The sequence below is a fragment of the Bradyrhizobium sp. HKCCYLRH3059 genome, from assembly GCF_051168035.1.
GTDB lineage: Bacteria > Pseudomonadota > Alphaproteobacteria > Rhizobiales > Xanthobacteraceae > Bradyrhizobium.
Map to the genome: position 1 here is coordinate 99,509 of NZ_JBNPUF010000013.1, position 17,795 is coordinate 117,303.

Annotated in this window: 18 protein-coding genes; 11 read left to right on the plus strand and 7 right to left on the minus strand. The window is 66.2% G+C overall.

The genetic code is table 11. From position 1 onward, the window contains the following. Positions 1–17: 17 nt before the first annotated feature. Both ACQR13_RS30465 and ACQR13_RS30470 read right to left on the minus strand, forming a co-directional pair. Positions 18–1,319, minus strand: coding sequence for a dihydroorotase (locus tag ACQR13_RS30465; RefSeq protein ID WP_315711353.1), 1,302 nt, complete (start codon positions 1,317–1,319; stop codon positions 18–20). A 23-nt stretch (positions 1,320–1,342) separates the two neighbouring features. Beyond that, positions 1,343–2,296, minus strand: a complete 954-nt coding sequence (locus tag ACQR13_RS30470) for an aspartate carbamoyltransferase catalytic subunit (protein WP_315740287.1) — start codon at positions 2,294–2,296, stop codon at positions 1,343–1,345. A 151-nt stretch (positions 2,297–2,447) separates the two neighbouring features. On the opposite strand from ACQR13_RS30470, the gene ACQR13_RS30475 reads away from it, so the two are divergent. From ACQR13_RS30475 to ACQR13_RS30485, 3 genes are read left to right on the plus strand one after another with little or no spacing between them, the layout of a single operon-like run. Then, positions 2,448–3,173 carry a M15 family metallopeptidase gene (locus ACQR13_RS30475; RefSeq protein ID WP_434863526.1) on the plus strand — a complete coding sequence of 242 codons (726 nt, stop codon included), beginning with the start codon at positions 2,448–2,450 and terminating at the stop codon, positions 3,171–3,173. Between the two features lie 22 nt (positions 3,174–3,195). Then, complete coding sequence (locus ACQR13_RS30480) at positions 3,196–4,839, plus strand: acyl-CoA dehydrogenase family protein (RefSeq protein WP_316202699.1); 1,644 nt, start codon at positions 3,196–3,198, stop codon at positions 4,837–4,839. After that, positions 4,836–5,660, plus strand: a complete 825-nt coding sequence (locus ACQR13_RS30485) for a CPBP family intramembrane glutamic endopeptidase (protein ID WP_434863517.1) — start codon at positions 4,836–4,838, stop codon at positions 5,658–5,660. Before ACQR13_RS30480 ends, ACQR13_RS30485 begins: the two co-directional genes overlap by 4 nt. A 10-nt stretch (positions 5,661–5,670) precedes the next feature. Here the strand turns inward: ACQR13_RS30485 and ACQR13_RS30490 are convergent, their stop codons facing one another. The 3 genes from ACQR13_RS30490 to ACQR13_RS30500 form a co-directional block, all read right to left on the minus strand. After that, on the minus strand, positions 5,671–6,594 hold the full coding sequence (locus ACQR13_RS30490) for an AEC family transporter (RefSeq protein ID WP_316202697.1): 924 nt from the start codon (positions 6,592–6,594) through the stop codon (positions 5,671–5,673). A gap of 3 nt (positions 6,595–6,597) precedes the next feature. Continuing rightward, positions 6,598–7,083: a Holliday junction resolvase RuvX gene (gene ruvX / locus ACQR13_RS30495; protein ID WP_316165136.1), complete on the minus strand. Its 486-nt coding sequence runs from the start codon at positions 7,081–7,083 to the stop codon at positions 6,598–6,600. Between the two features lie 147 nt (positions 7,084–7,230). Next, the gene (locus ACQR13_RS30500; protein WP_315711360.1) at positions 7,231–8,073 is read right to left on the minus strand and encodes an oxidoreductase; all 843 of its coding nucleotides are present in this window, start codon (positions 8,071–8,073) and stop codon (positions 7,231–7,233) included. 49 nt (positions 8,074–8,122) lie between these two features. On the opposite strand from ACQR13_RS30500, the gene ACQR13_RS30505 reads away from it, so the two are divergent. Then, a complete protein-coding gene (locus ACQR13_RS30505; protein WP_315752961.1) occupies positions 8,123–8,722 on the plus strand; it encodes a TetR/AcrR family transcriptional regulator in 600 nt (199 codons plus the stop codon). A 178-nt stretch (positions 8,723–8,900) separates the two neighbouring features. On the opposite strand, the gene ACQR13_RS30510 is transcribed toward ACQR13_RS30505, so the two are convergent. Continuing rightward, positions 8,901–9,848 carry a cyclase family protein gene (locus ACQR13_RS30510; protein WP_315711362.1) on the minus strand — a complete coding sequence of 316 codons (948 nt, stop codon included), beginning with the start codon at positions 9,846–9,848 and terminating at the stop codon, positions 8,901–8,903. Between the two features lie 229 nt (positions 9,849–10,077). Then, complete coding sequence (locus tag ACQR13_RS30515) at positions 10,078–10,968, minus strand: LysR substrate-binding domain-containing protein (protein WP_434863518.1); 891 nt, start codon at positions 10,966–10,968, stop codon at positions 10,078–10,080. 104 nt (positions 10,969–11,072) lie between these two features. Between ACQR13_RS30515 and ACQR13_RS30520 the strand changes: the two genes are divergently transcribed. From ACQR13_RS30520 to gatB, 7 genes are all read left to right on the plus strand, one after another. Then, positions 11,073–12,059 (plus strand): NAD(P)H-dependent flavin oxidoreductase, encoded by a 987-nt coding sequence (locus ACQR13_RS30520; RefSeq protein ID WP_315752958.1) that lies wholly within the window; start codon positions 11,073–11,075, stop codon positions 12,057–12,059. 9 nt (positions 12,060–12,068) lie between these two features. Next, positions 12,069–13,145 carry an NAD(P)H-dependent flavin oxidoreductase gene (locus ACQR13_RS30525; protein WP_315752957.1) on the plus strand — a complete coding sequence of 359 codons (1,077 nt, stop codon included), beginning with the start codon at positions 12,069–12,071 and terminating at the stop codon, positions 13,143–13,145. Between the two features lie 107 nt (positions 13,146–13,252). Continuing rightward, positions 13,253–13,540 (plus strand): Asp-tRNA(Asn)/Glu-tRNA(Gln) amidotransferase subunit GatC, encoded by a 288-nt coding sequence (gene gatC, locus ACQR13_RS30530; protein ID WP_315711367.1) that lies wholly within the window; start codon positions 13,253–13,255, stop codon positions 13,538–13,540. Between the two features lie 64 nt (positions 13,541–13,604). Then, the gene (locus tag ACQR13_RS30535; RefSeq protein ID WP_315752956.1) at positions 13,605–13,841 is read left to right on the plus strand and encodes a hypothetical protein; all 237 of its coding nucleotides are present in this window, start codon (positions 13,605–13,607) and stop codon (positions 13,839–13,841) included. After that, positions 13,838–15,313 (plus strand): Asp-tRNA(Asn)/Glu-tRNA(Gln) amidotransferase subunit GatA, encoded by a 1,476-nt coding sequence (gene gatA / locus ACQR13_RS30540; RefSeq protein ID WP_315752955.1) that lies wholly within the window; start codon positions 13,838–13,840, stop codon positions 15,311–15,313. The genes ACQR13_RS30535 and gatA overlap by 4 nt, the downstream gene beginning before the upstream one ends. Continuing rightward, positions 15,304–15,600 carry a hypothetical protein gene (locus ACQR13_RS30545; protein WP_315752954.1) on the plus strand — a complete coding sequence of 99 codons (297 nt, stop codon included), beginning with the start codon at positions 15,304–15,306 and terminating at the stop codon, positions 15,598–15,600. The genes gatA and ACQR13_RS30545 overlap by 10 nt, the downstream gene beginning before the upstream one ends. A 5-nt stretch (positions 15,601–15,605) precedes the next feature. Further along, complete coding sequence (gene gatB / locus ACQR13_RS30550; protein ID WP_315752953.1) at positions 15,606–17,084, plus strand: Asp-tRNA(Asn)/Glu-tRNA(Gln) amidotransferase subunit GatB; 1,479 nt, start codon at positions 15,606–15,608, stop codon at positions 17,082–17,084. The last annotated feature ends 711 nt before the right edge of the window (positions 17,085–17,795 follow it).

The following is a 17,795-nucleotide window of genomic DNA, read 5'->3' on the forward strand; positions in this document are numbered from 1 at the left end:
CCAAGCTTCGCCTTGCGTCAGACATGTTCGAACACGGTGCGGCCGCCGACGATGGTGCGGACCACGCGGCCGGTGAAGCGGGCTTCGTCGAACGGCGTGTTCTTGCACAGCGATTTGAGGTCGGCCGGATCGAGGATCCAGGGCACGTCCGGATCGATCACGATGATGTCGGCCGGCGCGCCTGCCCGCAAGCTGCCGCCGGGCAGGCCGAGCAGCTCGGCGGGCCGCGTCGACATGGCGCGGATCAGGGTCGTCCAGCTCAGCTCGCCATTGTGCACGAGCCGCAACGCCGCCGGCAGCATGGTCTCGAGCCCGACCGCGCCGCTCGCAGCCTCCGCGAACGGCAGCCGCTTGACCTCGACGTCCTGCGGCGTGTGGTCCGACATGATGACGTCGATGAGGCCCGAGGCCAGCGCTTCGACCAATGCGCGGCGGTCGGCCTCGGTGCGCAGCGGCGGCGTCAGCTTCAGGAAGGTGCGGTAGGGGCCGATGTCGTTCTCGTTCAGCGTCACGTGGTTGATCGAGACCGACGCGCTCACGGTGAGGCCGGCTTCGCGCGCGCGCCTGAGAATGTCGAGCGAGTCGATCGAGCTCAGCGCGGCCGCGTGGTAGCGGCCCTTGCTGAGCGCCACCAGGCGCATGTCGCGTTCGAGCACGACGGCTTCCGCTGCGGGCGGGATGCCGTAGAGGCCGAGCCGCGAGGCGAACTCGCCTTCGTTCATGACGCCTTCGCCGACGAGATTGGGATCTTCGGTGTGATGCACGATCAGGGCGTCGAAATCCCGCGCATAGGTCAGTGCGCGGCGCATCACCTGCGCGTTCATCACGCTGGTGTGGCCGTTGGAGAAGGCGACGGCGCCGGCGGCGCGCAACAGCCCGATCTCGGTCATCTCCTCGCCGCGCAGGCCCTTGGTCAGCGCCGCCATCGGCTGGATGTTGACGATCGCGGTGTCGCGGGCGCGGCGCAGCACGAAGTCGACGGTCGCCGAATTGTCGATCACCGGCTCGGTGCCGGGCTGGCAGATGATGGTGGTGATGCCGCCGGTCGCCGCCGCCTGACTGGCGCTGGCAAAGGTCTCGCGATGGCCGAGGCCGGGCTCGCCGACGAAGGCGCACATGTCGATCAGGCCGGGGGCCACGATCTTGCCTGCGCAGTTGACGACATCGGTGCCCTCGGGCACGCCCGCGGCGCCGATGCCGCGCTTGAGGTCGCGGATCACGCCGTCGGCGATCAGCACGTCGCCGGGGCCGTCGAAGTCGCGGGAGGGATCGATGACGCGCGCATTGGCGAGCAGGATCGGGCGGCGGTCGGTCAGCATGGCGTTTGGTCCCGACTTCTGTATCACGCGTTGGGCAGGTTGCGGGCCAGAGCCTCGAGCACGGCCATGCGCACGGCCACGCCCATTTCGACCTGCTCCCGGATCAGCGATTGCGCACCGTCGGCGACGATGGACTCGATCTCGACGCCGCGGTTCATCGGTCCCGGATGCATGACCAGCGCGTCGGGCTTGGCGTAGGCGAGCTTCTTCTGGTCGAGCCCGAAATACTGGAAATATTCCGACGAGGACGGCACGAACGAGCCGTTCATGCGCTCGCGCTGCAGCCGCAGCATCATGACGATGTCGGCACCGTTGAGCCCTTCGCGCATGTCGCGCGCGACCTCGACGCCCATGCGCTCGATGCCCGGCGGCAGCAAAGTGGAGGGCGCGACGATGCGGACGCGGGCGCCCATGGTGTTGAGCAAGAGGATGTTGGAGCGCGCGACGCGCGAGTGCAGCACGTCGCCGCAGATCGCGATGACCAGCCCCTCGATGCGGCCCTTGTTGCGGCGGATGGTCAGCGCATCGAGCAGCGCCTGGGTCGGATGCTCATGCGCGCCGTCACCGGCATTGATCACGGAGCCGTCGACCTTGCGCGCCAGCAGCTCCACCGCGCCAGAGGCGTGGTGACGGACGACCAGGATGTCCGGATGCATCGCGTTCAGGGTGACCGCGGTGTCCATCAGGGTCTCGCCCTTGCGCATGGACGAGGACGACACCGACATGTTCATGACGTCGGCGCCGAGCCGCTTGCCAGCGATCTCGAACGACGACTGGGTCCGCGTCGAGGCCTCGAAGAACAGGTTGACCTGGGTGCGGCCGCGCAGCACGGTGCGCTTCTTGTCGACCTGACGATTCAGTTCGACATACTCCTCGGACAGATCGAGGAGGCCGGTGATGTCGTGGGCGGAAAGGCCCTCGATTCCCAGCAAATGCCGGTGCCCGAGGACGAAAGTCGATTTCGGAGAGGTTGCCATTAAAGCCAGAGCTATAGGCGCGGTTTCCATGGGGGGCAAGGCCGAAAGCCGGGGTTCCGAGTTTTCCCCCGTTCCGTCTTCCGAGCCTCTCGGGGGGCTCCAAACCGGGGACTGGCGGGCCATCGCCGGAAGAGGTCCGCTCCGATACGCCCTGATCCTGCTGGCGGCGATCGTGCCGGCCGGCGCGGCCGCGTTGCCGTTCGATTTCGTCTATCTCCGCGACATCGACCCGACGATCCTCCAGGACATCCGTTATGCCGGCAGCAACAATTTCGTCGGCCGACCCTTGCCGGGCTACGAGGCGGCCGAATGCGTCGTGACGCGTGACGTGGCGCGGCGGCTGCAGGCGGCTCAGGCCGAGCTGCGGCCGCGCGGCCTGTCGCTGAAGATGCTCGACTGCTACCGGCCGGTGCGTGCGGTCGCAGAGATGCTGGCCTGGTCGCAGGACGGCGTCGAGACCACGGCCGGCCGCCGCTACAGTCCGCGCATTGCCAAGCAGGACCTGTTCCGTCTCGGCTACATCGCCGTGCGTTCGAGCCATTCGACCGGTGCGGCGCTCGATCTCACGCTGGTCGAGCTCGCGGCCGACAATTCCGCGGCGTTCGACCCGGCCAAGGACTACGCGGACTGCACCGCGCCCGCAGCGCTACGCGCGCCCGAGGGCAGCGTCGACATGGGAACCGGCTACGATTGTTCCGACGTGAAGGCTCATACCGCCGCGCAGAACCTGACACCGGAGCAGCGCCGCTGGCGCAACGAACTGGTCGCGGTGATGGCGCGGCAAGGTTTTGTGAACTATGCCAAGGAGTGGTGGCACTTTTCGCTGCCGGGCGCTGGCGCGACGACTTATGTTTTTCCCATTCGGCCGCGCCGATGATCGATCTCTGTAGGGCACGGCCATGACGCAGTCTTCCTTCGCGACCCATGAGGTCTTCAACCAGTCGCCGCCGTTCGAGGACGTCAACCTGTTCACGGCTGACCGGCCCTTGATGGATGCCTTGAAGGCCAATGATGGTGCCGGGGCCGAGCAGGAGCTGACAGCTTTCGGCAAGCTATGGGGCTCGGCTGCGATGGCCGAGCAGGGCCGGCTCGCCAACGAGAACACGCCGAAGCTGCGCAGCTTCGACGCCAAGGGCTTTCGGCGAGACGTCGTCGAATTTCATCCGGCCTACCATGCGATGATGACGCGCTCGGCCGCAGCCGGCCTGCACAATTCGACATGGACGGCAGAAGGCCAGCCCGTCGGCGGCTGCTCGGAGGTGGTGCGCGCCGCGAAGTTCTATATCGCCTCGCAGGTCGAGAGCGGCCATCTCTGCCCGATCACCATGACGCGGGCCTCGGTGGCGGCGCTGGCCGCCCAGCCTGATCTGCTGGCAAGAGCGATGCCGGTCATCGCGACCGATGACTACGATCCGGCGTTTGCGCCGTGGTGGCAAAAACGCGGCATGACACTCGGCATGGGGATGACCGAGAAGCAGGGCGGGACCGACGTGCGCGCCAACCTGACGCGCGCTGAGCGTACGACCGATGGCTATCGCATCACGGGGCACAAATGGTTCATGTCAGCGCCGATGTGCGACGCCTTCCTGGTGCTGGCGCAGGCCGATGCCGGCCTGACCTGCTTCTTCATGCCGCGCTTCAAGCCGGATGGCTCGGTGAACGCGATCCAGTTCCAGCGCTTGAAGGACAAGCTCGGCAACCGCTCCAATGCCTCGTCGGAGGTGGAGTTCGCAGGCAGCTATGCCGAGCGGGTCGGCGACGAGGGCAGGGGCATCAGCACCATCATCCAGATGGTGCAACTGACGCGGCAGGATTGCGCGATCTCGTCTGCCGGCCTGATGCGCTCGGGGCTCGCGCACGCGCTGCATCATGCGCGCCATCGCAGCGTGTTCCAGAAGCATCTCGCCGACCAGCCGCTGATGCAGGCGGTGCTCGCCGACATGGCTCTCCATGTCGAGGCGACGGTGGCGCTGGTGATGCGGCTGTGTCAGGCGTTCGATCGCGCGCCTCTGTCGCCGCGGGAGGCGAACTACGTGCGGCTGCTGACGCCGGCGATCAAATACTGGGTCTGCAAGAGCGCGCCGCCGTTCCTGTATGAGGCGATGGAATGCCTGGGCGGCAACGGCTATGTCGAGGACGGCATCCTCGCCCGCCATTTCCGGGAGTCGCCGGTCAATGCGATCTGGGAAGGCTCGGGCAACGTCATGTGCCTGGACGTGCTGCGGGCGCTGGCGCGCGAGGCGGAGGCGGCCGCGCACGTCCTGATGCATCTCAAAGCAGAGACCAGCGGGTTGCCCGGCGCGGCGGAGTCGCTCGCCTTCATCGAGACCAGCTTCCGCCGGCCGGATTCCGAGCGCGTCGCGCGCCTCGCAGTCGAGAAGCTGGCGCTGCTCGCAGCCGCCGCCGCGCTCAACCTCGTTATGCCCGCTCGTGCGGAGCTGTTCGCCGCCACGCGGCTCGCCAATGTGCACCCGAGCATGTATGGCGCGGTCGATCTCGATCGCTCAGACATCCGTAGCTTGCTGGAGCGCGCGCTGCCTTGACCGACACTCCCGAAGCCGCCGTGATGGATTCGCTCGATCCGGGCAACCCGCCGCAGCAGGTCGTTCCGGCGCAGCATCAGCCGCGCACGCTCGGCTTCTGGCGCACCTTGCTGTGGGGCCTCCTCATCATCGTCGTGTTCTTCATCGGCCAGCTGACTCCGATCGTCTATTTCCTGCTGCGCCATGAGGGTCCAATCGACAGCATGGCCGCGTTTCAGTTGGCCATGATCCAGATCGCGAGCCGGTCGCTCACGGTCTCGCTGTCGGCGATCATGGGCGTTCCGGCCATTTTGATCCCGATCTATTTTGCCGTCCGCCACACCCGCATGTCGTTCGTCGACTATCTCGGCCTGCGCTGGACCGGCTGGAAGAATTTCGTCTTTGGCGTTGTCGGGATGGTCGTGATCCTGGGATGCTGGGAGCTGGCGGCGCAGCTGACGGGACGCGAAGAGAAGTCGGCGAGCTTCATGGTGGACATCATGAAGACCGCCAGAGGCGACGGCGTGGTCTGGCTGCTGGTCATCGCCTTCTGCGTCGCCGCGCCGGTGTCGGAAGAGCTGATGGCGCGTGGCTTTCTCTACCGCGGCTGGTCGGACTCCTTCCTGCGCGTGCCCGGCGCCATCGTGCTGTCGTCCTTGCTGTGGACCGTGCTGCATCTGCAGTACGACTGGTTCGCCCTCCTCAACGTGTTTTCCCTCGGCGTGTGGTTCGGCTATCTGCGCTCTCGAACCCACTCCACCTATCTGACCATGGTGCTGCACGGCCTCAACAACCTCGCCGCCACGGTGCAGACCATGTGGCTGGCCAGCGGTTCTTCCTGAACGGACGCGTTCAGCTCGCCCAGGCGATCGCGAGCGGCATGGTCAGCGCCGCCAGCACCGTTTGCAGCGAGATGATCTGCGCCAGCAGCGGCGCGTCGCCGCCCATCTGCTTGGCCAGCACATAGGCGCTGGGCGAGGTCGGCACCGCCGCGCAGATCGCGACGACGACGAGGCTCGGGCTGGTGACGCCGAACCATCCGGCGAGCCCGATCGCGAGGAGGGGCATCAAGACCAGCTTGAGCACGACGCCGAGCGCAGCGGCCGGGCCAGCGCGGCGCAAGCCTTCGAAGTGCAGGCCGGCGCCGGTCACCAGCAGGCCGATCGGCAGCGAGGCCTGTCCGAGCGCATCGGCGGCATCGTGCCAGAGCTTTGGCAGCGGCATATGCGCCACGTTCAGCGCGAGCCCGGCGATGCAGGCCCAGATCAGCGGATTGCGCACGATGGTGGCAAGGATCTCACGCATCGAGCGGCGGGTCGGCGAGGCGTAGTGGGCGAGCACGGCGACGCTGAACACGTTGACCATTGGGATGATCGCGATCATCGCCACCGACGCCGCCGCAAGCCCGGACGCGCCGAACAGGCTGCCGGCGACGCTGAGCGCGACGTAGGTCTGCCAGCGGGTTGCCCCTTGGAAGATCGAGGTGAAGGCCGGACCATCGATGCCGGAGCGGGTGAGCAGCGGCCGCAGCGCGAGGCACAGCGCCGACATCGCCAGCATCGCAAGGAACAAGGCGCCGCCGATGCCGGCGACCGGCACCTTGCCGAGATCGGCCTTCACCAGGCTCTGCATCAGCAGCGCCGGAAACAGCACATAATAAGTCAGCCGCTCGAGCCCGTGCCATTGCGTATCCAGCCGGATCAGGCTGCGCCGCAGGCCGAAGCCGACCACGATCAGCAGGAATACCGGCGCGAGCGCCGCGGCGACGGGGCTCATGGGCTAGCGACCGGACTGGCGCAAGGTCGCAAGCCGATCGAGCGCTCCCTGCAGGATGAAGATCGCCGCATGCGTGTCGATCACCTCGGCGCGCCTGGCGCGGCTGACATCCATGCCGATCAGCTCGCGCTCGACCGCCGCCGTCGACAGCCGCTCGTCCCACAGGCCGATCGGCAGGTCGGTGAGGCCGGCGAGATTGCGCGCGAACGCCCTGGTCGACTGCGCCCGCGGCCCCTCGCTGCCATCCATGTTGATGGGCAGGCCCAGCACCAAGCCGATCACCTTGCGCTCGGTGCAAATCGCCAGCAGTCGCGCCGCGTCGGCCTTGAAGGCCTTGCGCTGGATCGTCTCGACGCCGGTGGCGAGCCGCCGGTCCGGATCGGACACGGCGACGCCGATGGTCTTGGTGCCGAGATCGAGGCCGACGAGCGCGCCGCGCTCGGGCCAGCGGCCGGCGGCTTCGATGAGGGGGAGGATGGGGGCGGGCATGGCAATGCGCTTAACACGCAGGTGCGTGGCGGGCCAGCAGGTGAGGACGTGCATCGCTTCGCCGCCCCGATGAAGCTCGCGCACGCGAGTCGACCGGCCCAGATGTCGAGCGTTGCAGTCTTTCCCGGATGCGCCGGCTTTGGATCATCAAGCGAAGCTGGTGGAGCGCGAGAGCTTGTTCCAGGCACTCACTTCGGCTTTCATGCCCTCGATCTTCTGCTCGACCAGGGCCAGCGCGTCCTCACCGAGGAACAGCCGCACAGGCGGTTTTTCGGCTTCCACGAGGGCAAGCAATGCCTGTGCGGCCTTCGCGGGATCGCCGGGTTGGTTTCCGCTCTTGGCCAATCGGGCGGCGCGAATCGGATCCATGACGGCGTCGTAGTCGGAAATGCTGCGCGGCGTGCGATCCATGGACCGTCCCGCCCAATCGGTACGAAACTGACCGGGCGCAAGCGCAATGACGCGGATGCCGAAGGGGGCCACTTCCTTGCCGAGCGACTCCGAGATGCCCTCCAGCGCGAACTTGCTGCCGCAATAGAAGCTGATCCCGGGCATGGTGATGAAGCCGCCCATGGATGTCACATTGACGATATGGCCGCGCCGCCTCGCGCGCATCCCCGGCAACACGGCCTTCATCATCGCGACAGGGCCGAACACGTTGGCGGCGAACTGCCGCTGCAGATCGTCGAGCGAGGACTCCTCCAGCGTGCCCTCGTGACCGTAGCCGGCATTGTTCACCAGGACGTCGATCGCGCCAATCTGCTTTTCGGCCTCTGCCACAGCAGCCGGGATTGCATCGAAATCGGTAACATCGATCACGAGAGGATGAGCCTTGCCCGCTGCAAGCGCGGCAAAAGCCTCGGCATCCCCGACCCTTCGCACGGTCCCGATCACCCGATGGCCGGCGGCCAGCGCGCCCTTTGCGAACGCTCGGCCCAAGCCCGAACTGACGCCAGTGACGAGGAAAATCTTCGATTCGGCAGCCGCCATCGTACAACTCCGCATGACAAGGTCATATATATCATGATATAGATATTGCATGGTACCTCGCAAGACCGAACATTCATCCATTGGCATGAGAGGCGAGCCGCTTCGTCGGCACGTCCTCGATGCGGCAGAGCGGCTTCTCCGTCAGGGCAGGGCCGATTTCTCGATGCGAGACCTTGCCGCTGAGGCGGGGGTCAGCTTCGCGACGCCGTTCAATCAGTTTGGCAACAAGGCGGCGATCATGCAGGCTCTCTCCATACGTCGGATCGACACCATGGAGACGCGGTACACCGCCGCGCCACCATCGAGAGATACGAAGACACGCGTGCTATTGGCTATTGATACGGCGGTGGCGGTGATGTTGGAGAATCCAGACGTGAACCGGACCGTGATGGGATGGCTGGGTGCCGCCCAGGCTTCGCCCGGTCAGACGCTTTCCCGATCCACTGCCTTCTGGGCACTGGCCTTGGGAAAGGGAGAGGGACTGACGGCCAGCCGGCGAGAACAAGCGCTGTGCTGCCTTCCAGAGCAACTCGCCTTCAGTTTCCGCGGCGTGTTGTCCTTCTGGACTGCGGGCGAATTGTCGGACGCGGCGCTCGCCCCGCGTGCGCGAGACATGGCGAGTGCCTTGTTGCTCGCCTACCTCCATTAACGTCCGATAGGGGCGGCTTGGTCGACTGACCGACCGGTCCCAGGTCTGTGTCGGCCGGCTCGCTCCAGGCGCGCCTGCGGCGGACTCCTTGTCCAAGGCTTGCTTTCGCAGGACGATTCCAGACTCCTCGTGAGGACGCGGCGCTCCCGGGATGCCCTCACGAGGAGATCGGCGGAGCTTAACGGATCGCGATCGGGTTGATCATGCCCTGGACGCCGCCGCGCCAGCGCGGCTGACCCAGCACGAACAGGAACTCGTAGCCCTTGTCCTTGGCGAGGTCGGCCGTGTTCATGTTCTCCAGGATGTAGGTCCCGTTCATGGCGAGCAGGATCTGGTGCACCTCGAACAGGTTCGGCGACTCGAACGGGATCGCCTCCACCGCCCAGTTGTCGGCCCCGACCGCGACCACGCCCTTCGAGGTCAGGTATTTGGCGCCCTCGACGCCGAGACCGGGCTCGCCGGCGCCGTAACGCTTATCGTCCTTGCCGATCAAACCAAGCCAGCCGGTGTGGAAGATCACGATGTCGCCCTGGCGGATCTCGACGCCCTGCTTCTTGGCAGCTTCCTCGATCTCCTTGACGTTGAACGCGGTGCCTTCCTTGACCACGTCGGTGTTGTAATAAGCCGCCATGTCGAGCAGCACGCCGCGCGCCACCAAGGGCGGCACCTTCTCGATGCCGAGCTTCTTCAGGCCGGTCGGATCGGCGAAGTCGAGCAGCTTGTTGCCGTTGTAATAGACGTGCTCGATGCCGAGATGGCCGAGCCCGTCGATCTGGCTGCCGACGCCGACCCAGCCTTCGACGATGTCGTCATTGTAGGTCGCCTTGTTCGGGCCGAGGCCGGGAATTCCGGCCTGGCCCGGCTGCACCACGGTGATCTTGAACGAACGCGGCGGATAGGCCGGCGTCTTGGAATCGACGATCATGCCGAGCGGGTAGGTCTTGCCGGTCTTCACCAGCGAGGCGGCTTTGACCACGAGCTCCGGCGTGATGTAGTTGGCCGCGCCGATCTCGTCCTGTGGGCCCCATTTCGATTTCGTCCAATCCGGGGTCTTGTCCTGGGCATTCGCCGTCCCGATCGCACCCATCATGGCAATCGAGCAGCACAACACGAACGCGTTGCGCATCGCATTTCCTCCGACATGTTGACGTTTGTTCTGTTTCGCGCTGGGCCAGCGCTGCATCCTAACGTAGTAGAGGATGGCCAGACAAAGCTATTTCGCGCGCGTGCGCTGCACAGCGCCCGAAAGTCGCATCGGTCGAAATGGCTGTTTTTCCCTGCGCGAAAACGTCATTTCGCGCAATGGAATGCGCCGTTCGCTGGCGATGCTCAGCACAATCTTTGAATGAATCGCGTCAGGCTGCGATGTCGTGGTCCCGGCCGGCGAGTCCGGCCATGAAGGCCGAGAGGCCGCTGCTGCGATGCGCCGCGCGGCGGTGGATGAACAGGGTTTCGACGCGTCCATGACTTGGATCGAGCGTGTGCAGGCTGACGCTGCCGATCATCTCGTTTCGCGTCACCACAGCGCGTGGCAGCAGCGCGACGCCCATGCCAGCGGCAACGCAGCCGATCATGCCGTCGAGCGTACCGAGCTCGATGCGCGCGGCCGCGGGCCAGCCGAAATCGTTGAAGACCTGCTCCAGCCGCTGCCGGTAGGTGCAGCCGGCCCTGAACACCAGCGCCGTCGGGCCGGAGGCAGCCGTGGCCGCACGCAAGGCTGACAGGCTTTCAAAGCGCCGGGCCGTCACCAGCACCAGCTCTTCCTCGAAGGCGATGATACCCGAGAGCTCGGGATGTTCGATCGGGCCGGCCACGAAAGCGCCCTCGAGCGTCCCGTCGAGTACGGCGGCCACCAGCTCGGCGGTTGGCGCCGTGCGCAGACCGAGGGCGACAGCCGGGAAGCGCCGATGAAAATCCGCGAGCAGCGTCGGCAGGCGCACGGCGGCGGTCGTCTCCATCGAGCCGATCGTCAACGGTCCTCTCGGCTCGCCGTCATCGCGCGCGGCGAGCAGCGCTTCGCGCGACAGCGCCGCCATCCGGTCGGCGTAAGGCAGAAGTCGCAGCCCGGCATGGGTCAGGGTCATGCCGCGGCTGTGCCGCTCGAACAGTGCGGTGCCGATCTCGCCTTCCAGCGCCTTGATCCGCTGGGTCACGTTGGACTGCACCGTGTTGAGGGCCTCAGCAGCACGGGTGATGCCGCCGCTGCGCGCGACGGCTGCAAAGGTTTGGAGGTCGCTCAGCTCCACGGCCAATCTCCGTTTTGAATCTGCGATGGCAGAGTTCTCAAGTATTCATTTTGAGAGAATGCTAGCCGCGCCTAAAGTCGCCGTCCAGAGTTGAGGAGACTTTCATGGCACTGCGGACGGCGTTGACGGAGAAGCTCGGCATCAGCCAGCCGATCCTGCTGGCGCCGATGGATCTGATTGCCGATGCGCGCCTCGTGCACGCGGTCAGCGACGCCGGGGGATTCGGTATTCTCGGTGGCGGCTATGGCAATCGAACCTGGCTCGCGCAAGAGACCGCACGGCTTGAAGGCCTGCCTGCGCCGTTCGGCATCGGCTTCATCACCTGGTCGCTGGCGAAGCAGCCCGATCTGCTCGACGTGGCGCTCGCCGCCAGGCCTGCGGCGATCATGCTGTCATTCGGCGATCCTGCGCGGTTCGCGCCGGCAATCAAGCAGGCTGGTGCGTTGCTGATTTGCCAGGTGCAGGATGAGGCGATGGCCGAGCAGGCGATCGCGGCGGGTGCCGACATCCTGGTTGCACAAGGAACCGAGGCGGGCGGCCATGGCGCGTCGCGGACCACGCTCGATCTCGTGCCGGCGATCGTCGACCTCGCCGCGGGGCGAGTGCCGGTGGCGGCGGCCGGCGGTCTTGCCGATGGCCGCGGCCTTGCGGCGATGCTGATGCTGGGGGCGGAGGGCGTGCTGCTCGGCACGCGCTTCTATGCCAGCCGGGAGGCTGCCGGCGCCGACGAGGCCAAGCGGCGGATCTGCGCGGCAAAATCCGGCGAGACCGTGCGCGGCATCATCTTTGATCTGTCGCGCAACAATGTCTGGCCGGCGCCGTTCACCGGCCGCTGCCTGGTCAACGATCATGCGCGCCGCTGGATGGGGCGCGAGGTGGAGCTGCTGCAGCAGGTCGAGAACGTGTCGGCGGACTATGTGAAGGCACGGACCGAAGGCAATTTCGACATCGCCGCCGTCATTGCCGGCGAGGCCGTCGGCCTGATCCATGATATCCCGCCGGCCGCCGAGATCGTCGCGCGCATCGTCGATGAGGCCGCGCAGATCCTGCAAGGGCGGCGCAACTCGTCCGCCGTCTTCGCCAAGCAATAGGAGCAGCCCATGTGGCCCGACCGCCGCTTCCTGGATCTCGTCAAGACCGAGCACCCGATCGTGCTCGCGCCGATGGCCGGCGTGATGGATGCCGATCTCGTCATCGCGGTGGCGCAAGGCGGGGGGCTCGGCTCGCTGCCCTGCGCCATGCTCTCCGCGGACAAGGCGCGTGAGCAGGTCAACATCATCCGCCAGCGCGTGTCGGCGCCGATCAACGTGAACTTCTTCTGCCACACGCCGGTCGAGGCCGATGCGGCACGTGAGGCCGCATGGAAGCAGAGGCTCGGCGCCTATTACCAGGAGTATGGCGTGGATCCGGCGGCTCCGGTGACGGCCGCGAACCGCGCTCCGTTCGATGCCGCGATGTGCGCCGTCGTCGAGGAACTGGGGCCGGAGGTCATCAGCTTCCATTTCGGCCTGCCTGAGCCGTCGCTGTTGGCGCGCGTGAAGGCGACAGGCGCGGTCGTGATGGCGTCCGCGACCGTGGTGCGGGAGGCGGTGTGGCTGGAGCGGAACGGCGTCGACGTCATCATCGCGCAAGGTGCGGAGGCGGGCGGTCATCGCGGCACGTTCCTGACCGACAAGCTTGCCGAGCAGGTCGGTACGTTCGCGCTGGTGCCGCAGATCGTGGATGCGGTGAAGCTGCCTGTCATCGCCGCCGGCGGCATCGCCGATGCGCGCGGCATCGCCGCGGCGTTCGCGCTCGGCGCCAGCGGCGTGCAGATCGGCAGCGCGTTTCTGCGCTGCCCCGAGTCCAAGGTCAGCGCGATGGCCCGCGCCGCGCTTGCCGCCGCCGACGACGAATCCACCGTCATCACCAACGTGATGACCGGCCGGCTCGCCCGCGGCGTCGCCAACCGGGTGATGCGCGAGGTCGGGCCGATCTCGCCGGATGCGCCGGCGTTTCCGCATGCCGCCACCGCGCTCGGTCCGCTCAAGGCCGCCGCGGAGAAGCAGGGAAGGGTCGATTTCACCAATCTCTGGGCCGGGCAGGCGCTGCCGCTCGGGCGCGCGCTACCGGCCGCCGAATTGACGCGGACACTGGCCGAACAGGCCCAGGCGCGCTTGCGGCGGATGGCGGGCTGACGCTGCGGGCAGGGCGCTGCCCCAGAAAGTCCGGAGGCTGCCGGTTGCGGCGCGAAAGCGGGCTCTGCTATAGGGCGGGTTCACCTTGTCCCGTGAGGCCCTATATAATGTCGGTCGATGCCGCCACCGTCCGCCGGATCGCGCAATTGGCGCGGATCGCTGTCACTGACGCCGAGGTCCCGCATCTGCAGGGCGAGCTCAATGCGATGCTTAACTTCGTCGAGCAACTGTCGGAGGTCAATGTCGAGGGCGTCGAGCCGATGACCTCGGTGACACCGATGGCGATGAAGAAGCGCCAGGACGTCGTCACTGACGGCGAGATCGCCGACGACATCGTCAAGAACGCGCCCATGACCGAGAACAACTTCTTTCTCGTGCCGAAGGTCGTGGAATAGCCAGGGCAGGTCCGCGCTTATCGCGCGTGATCCGCTCCTTCAAACCGACAAGCGAGCCAACGCCATGTGCCTGCTCTGCGACGATGAAGCGGCCTACAAGGCCTATATGGACTATCTCGACGCCATGGAGCGGCAGGGCAAGGCCGCCGATCCGGACAAGACCGTCAACGAGATCCTCGACCAGCTCGAAGCGGCCGCCAATACCAAGAAAGCCCCCCCTGCGAAGAACAAGTTCTTCGCGGACGACGCGGCCGACGACAAGACGCTTTCCCCTTTCTTCTGCAGCCCGATCAACAAATGACCGATTTGACGTCCCTGACGCTCGCCGAGGCCCGCAAGGGTCTCGCGAGCAAGACCTTCACGTCGCTGGAACTCACCGACGCCCATCTCAAGGCGATCGAGGAGGCGCGGGCGCTCAATGCCTTCGTGATGGAGACGCCGGACCAGGCGCGCGCGATGGCGCGCGACGCCGACGCCAAGATCAATAGAGGCGAGGGTGGGCCGCTGGCCGGCATTCCGCTCGGGATCAAGGACCTGTTCGCGACCAAGGACGTCCGCACCACGGCCTGCTCGAAGATCCTCGGTAATTTCGTGCCGACCTACGAGTCGACAGTGACCTCGCAGCTCTGGCGCGATGGCGCGGTGATGCTCGGCAAGCTCAACAATGACGAGTTCGCGATGGGCTCGTCGAACGAGACCTCGTACTTCGGCCCGGTCGGCAACCCCTGGCGCCGCGAGGGCTCCAACACCACGCTGGTGCCGGGCGGCTCGTCCGGCGGCTCGGCGTCGGCGGTGGCGGCGCTGCTCTGCATGGGCGCGACCGCAACCGATACCGGCGGCTCGATCCGCCAGCCGGCCGCGTTCACCGCCACCGTCGGCATCAAGCCGACCTATGGCCGCTGCTCGCGCTGGGGCGTCGTCGCCTTCGCTTCCTCGCTCGACCAGGCCGGGCCGATCGCGCGCTCGACCCGCGATGCGGCCATCCTGCTGCGCTCGATGGCCGGCCACGACCCGAAGGACACGACCTCGGTCGACATCCCCGTGCCGGACTACGAGGCTGCGATCGGGAAGTCCGTGAAGGGCATGAAGATCGGCATTCCCAAGGAGTATCGGCTCGACGGCATGCCGGCCGAAATCGAGAAGCTCTGGAGTGAGGGTCGCAAGTGGCTGGAAGCCGCCGGCGCAGAAACCGTCGAGGTGTCGCTGCCGCACACCAAATACGCTCTGCCGGCCTATTACATCGTGGCGCCGGCGGAGGCGTCCTCCAACCTCGCCCGCTACGACGGCGTCCGCTACGGCCTGCGCGTGCCCGGCAAGTCGATCGGCGAGCTGTACGAGAACACCCGCGCCGAAGGTTTCGGGCCCGAGGTGCGGCGCCGCGTCATGATCGGGACCTATGTGCTGTCGGCCGGCTATTACGACGCCTATTACATCCGGGCGCAGAAGGTCCGCACCCTCATCAAGAAGGATTTCGAGGACTGCTTTGCGAGGGGCGTGAACGCGATCCTGACGCCGGCGACGCCGTCGGCCGCGTTCGGCATCGGCGAGAAGGGCGGCGCCGATCCGGTCGAGATGTATCTCAACGACATCTTCACGGTGACGGTGAACATGGCGGGCCTGCCGGGCATCGCGGTGCCGGCCGGCAAGGACGGACAGGGGCTGCCGCTCGGGCTGCAACTGATCGGCCGTCCGTTCGACGAGGAGACGCTGTTCTCGCTCGGCGAGGTCATCGAGCAGGCGGCGGGACGCTTCACGCCGGTCCGGTGGTGGTAAGCGTCGCCGGGTTCAAGACGAGCCTCGCGGGCGACGCGCCCGCGGCCGGCCTGACGCCGGTGCTCACCGGCCTGTGGTGGCTGGCGAAGGGCGACTGGGACCGGGCGCACAAGATCATTCAGGACGAGACCGGCCGCGACGCGGCGTGGGCGCACGCGCATCTGCATCGCGTCGAAGGCGATCTCGGCAATGCCGCCTATTGGTATCGGCAGGCCGGGCAGCCCGTCGCCAAGGATGCATTGGATATCGAATTTGAGCGGATCGTCTCCGCGCTGATGGGGAGTTGAGGGCCATGACGGCAACCAGCGGCAAGCTGATGAAGGGCGCCACCGGCGACTGGGAGGTCGTGATCGGCATGGAGATCCACGCCCAGGTCACCTCGAAGTCGAAGCTGTTCTCGGGCGCCTCGACCGCGTTCGGCGGCGATCCCAACAGCCATGTCTCGCTGGTCGACGTGGCGATGCCGGGCATGCTGCCGGTCATCAACGAGGAGTGCGTGCGCCAGGCCGTGCGCACCGGGCTTGGTCTGAACGCCAAGATCAACCTGCGCTCGGTGTTCGACCGCAAGAACTATTTCTATCCCGACCTGCCGCAGGGCTACCAGATCAGCCAGTACAAGGACCCGATCGTGGGCGAGGGCGAGGTCACGGTCGAGCTCGACGGCGGCAAGACCGCCACTGTTGGCATCGAGCGCCTGCACATCGAGCAGGATCCCGGGAAGATGCTGCACGACCAGTCGCCGTCGCTGTCCTATATCGACTTCAACCGCTGCGGCGTGGCGCTGATGGAGATCGTCTCCAAGCCGGATATCCGCGATGCCGAGCAGGCCAAGGCCTACGTCACCAAGCTGCGGTCGATCATGCGCTATCTCGGCACCTGCGACGGCGACATGGAAAAGGGATCCCTGCGCGCCGACGTCAACGTCTCCGTGCGCAAGCCCGGCGGCCCGCTCGGCACCCGCTGCGAGATCAAGAACATCAACTCGATCAATTTCATCGGCCAGGCGGTCGAGGCCGAGGCGCGGCGCCAGATCGAGATCATCGAGGACGGCGGCGTGATCGAGCAGGAAACCCGCCGCTTCGATCCCGACAAGGGCGAGACGCGCTCGATGCGCTCCAAGGAGGAGGCGCACGATTACCGTTACTTCCCGGATCCGGACCTGCTGCCGCTCGAATTCAGCCAGGCCTTCGTCGACGAGCTGAAGGCTGCGCTGCCGGAGCTGCCGGACCAGAAGAAGGCGCGCTTCATCGCGGATTTCGGCCTGTCGCCCTATGACGCCTCCGTGCTGGTGGCCGAGCGCGAGAGCGCTGCGTTCTACGAGGCCGTCCTGGAGGCGCTGTCCGAGCGGGCGCGCGACGGCAAGCTCGCCGCCAACTGGGTGATCAACGAGCTGTTCGGCCGGCTCAACAAGGAGGGCCGCGACATCGCGTCCTCGCCGGTGTCGGCTTCCCAGCTCGCGGCGATCGTCGCGCTGATCGGCGAAGGCACCATCTCCGGCAAGATCGCCAAGGACCTGTTCGAGATCGTCTGGAGCGAGGGCGGCGACCCCCGCGAGCTGGTCGAGAGCCGCGGCATGAAGCAGGTCACCGACCTCGGCGCGATCGAGAAGGTGGTCGACGAGATCATCGCCGCCAATCCGGACAAGGTCGCGCAGGCGAAGGCCAAGCCGCAGCTCGCCGGCTGGTTCGTCGGTCAGGTGATGAAGTCGTCGGGCGGCAAGGCCAACCCGCAGGCGGTGAACGATCTCCTGAAGAGCAAGCTCGGCATCTGAACGACGATCGCCCGTCTTCGTTTCCAGCGGCGCGCACATGGTGCGCGCCGTTTGTCTTGGCGTCGCGGTCCGGCGAATCGCCGCACGCGATTCGCAAAAAAGCCACCATTGCCGAGCGTTCGAACGCACACGAGGGCGTGTGCAATGAAAATTTTTTCATTGCCAAAATTTACGACTCAGAGTCCGCGCGTTGCTCTCACCATGCGAGTCTGCACGCCGACACGCCGGCGTCGTCGCGTGCGCCGTGCTGTTCAGCCGTTCAGAAAAATACTTGCAGCACAGGCTTTTTGCGCAATCTCGATTAGTTGCGATCGCGGCCTTGCGCAGGGAGACGTTTGTATTTTCTTGATCGATCGACGCGCTGCTTCGCGCGTTTCGTCAGCCGCACACGCGCGCGCCTGTCAACACTTCCTTAAGCCGGAAGCTGTTTTTTTTCACTCGTTGGTGTATCGATGAGGAGTGCAGCTCGATTCCCGAGTGCACGCATCGACTAAGCCATCTCACATCGGAGGGCAACATGGCCAAGAAAGCGAAGAAGGCGAAGAAGGCAGTGAAGAAGGTCGCGAAGACCGCGGCGAAGAAGACTGCCAAGAAGACCAAGAAGGTCGCCAAGAAGAAGTAACTCTCGCAGTCCTCTGCGAGATGAGTCCGGCAACTGATGCCGGCACGTCGTTGGAACGCAGGTCGGCATAGCTCCTCGAGAGCCGGGCG

Excerpts from the sequence above, each read along its gene's own strand:
- ACQR13_RS30465 (WP_315711353.1), bottom strand. The coding sequence starts at position 1,319 with ATGCTGACCGACCGCCGCCCGATCCTGCTCGCCAATGCGCGCGTCATC.
- ACQR13_RS30470 (WP_315740287.1), bottom strand. The coding sequence starts at position 2,296 with ATGGCAACCTCTCCGAAATCGACTTTCGTCCTCGGGCACCGGCATTTG.
- ACQR13_RS30480 (WP_316202699.1), top strand. The coding sequence starts at position 3,196 with ATGACGCAGTCTTCCTTCGCGACCCATGAGGTCTTCAACCAGTCGCCG.
- ACQR13_RS30490 (WP_316202697.1), bottom strand. The coding sequence starts at position 6,594 with ATGAGCCCCGTCGCCGCGGCGCTCGCGCCGGTATTCCTGCTGATCGTG.
- ruvX (WP_316165136.1), bottom strand. The coding sequence starts at position 7,083 with ATGCCCGCCCCCATCCTCCCCCTCATCGAAGCCGCCGGCCGCTGGCCC.
- ACQR13_RS30500 (WP_315711360.1), bottom strand. The coding sequence starts at position 8,073 with ATGGCGGCTGCCGAATCGAAGATTTTCCTCGTCACTGGCGTCAGTTCG.
- ACQR13_RS30505 (WP_315752961.1), top strand. The coding sequence starts at position 8,123 with ATGGTACCTCGCAAGACCGAACATTCATCCATTGGCATGAGAGGCGAG.
- ACQR13_RS30510 (WP_315711362.1), bottom strand. The coding sequence starts at position 9,848 with ATGCGCAACGCGTTCGTGTTGTGCTGCTCGATTGCCATGATGGGTGCG.
- ACQR13_RS30520 (WP_315752958.1), top strand. The coding sequence starts at position 11,073 with ATGGCACTGCGGACGGCGTTGACGGAGAAGCTCGGCATCAGCCAGCCG.
- ACQR13_RS30525 (WP_315752957.1), top strand. The coding sequence starts at position 12,069 with ATGTGGCCCGACCGCCGCTTCCTGGATCTCGTCAAGACCGAGCACCCG.
- gatC (WP_315711367.1), top strand. The coding sequence starts at position 13,253 with ATGTCGGTCGATGCCGCCACCGTCCGCCGGATCGCGCAATTGGCGCGG.
- ACQR13_RS30535 (WP_315752956.1), top strand. The coding sequence starts at position 13,605 with ATGTGCCTGCTCTGCGACGATGAAGCGGCCTACAAGGCCTATATGGAC.
- gatA (WP_315752955.1), top strand. The coding sequence starts at position 13,838 with ATGACCGATTTGACGTCCCTGACGCTCGCCGAGGCCCGCAAGGGTCTC.
- gatB (WP_315752953.1), top strand. The coding sequence starts at position 15,606 with ATGACGGCAACCAGCGGCAAGCTGATGAAGGGCGCCACCGGCGACTGG.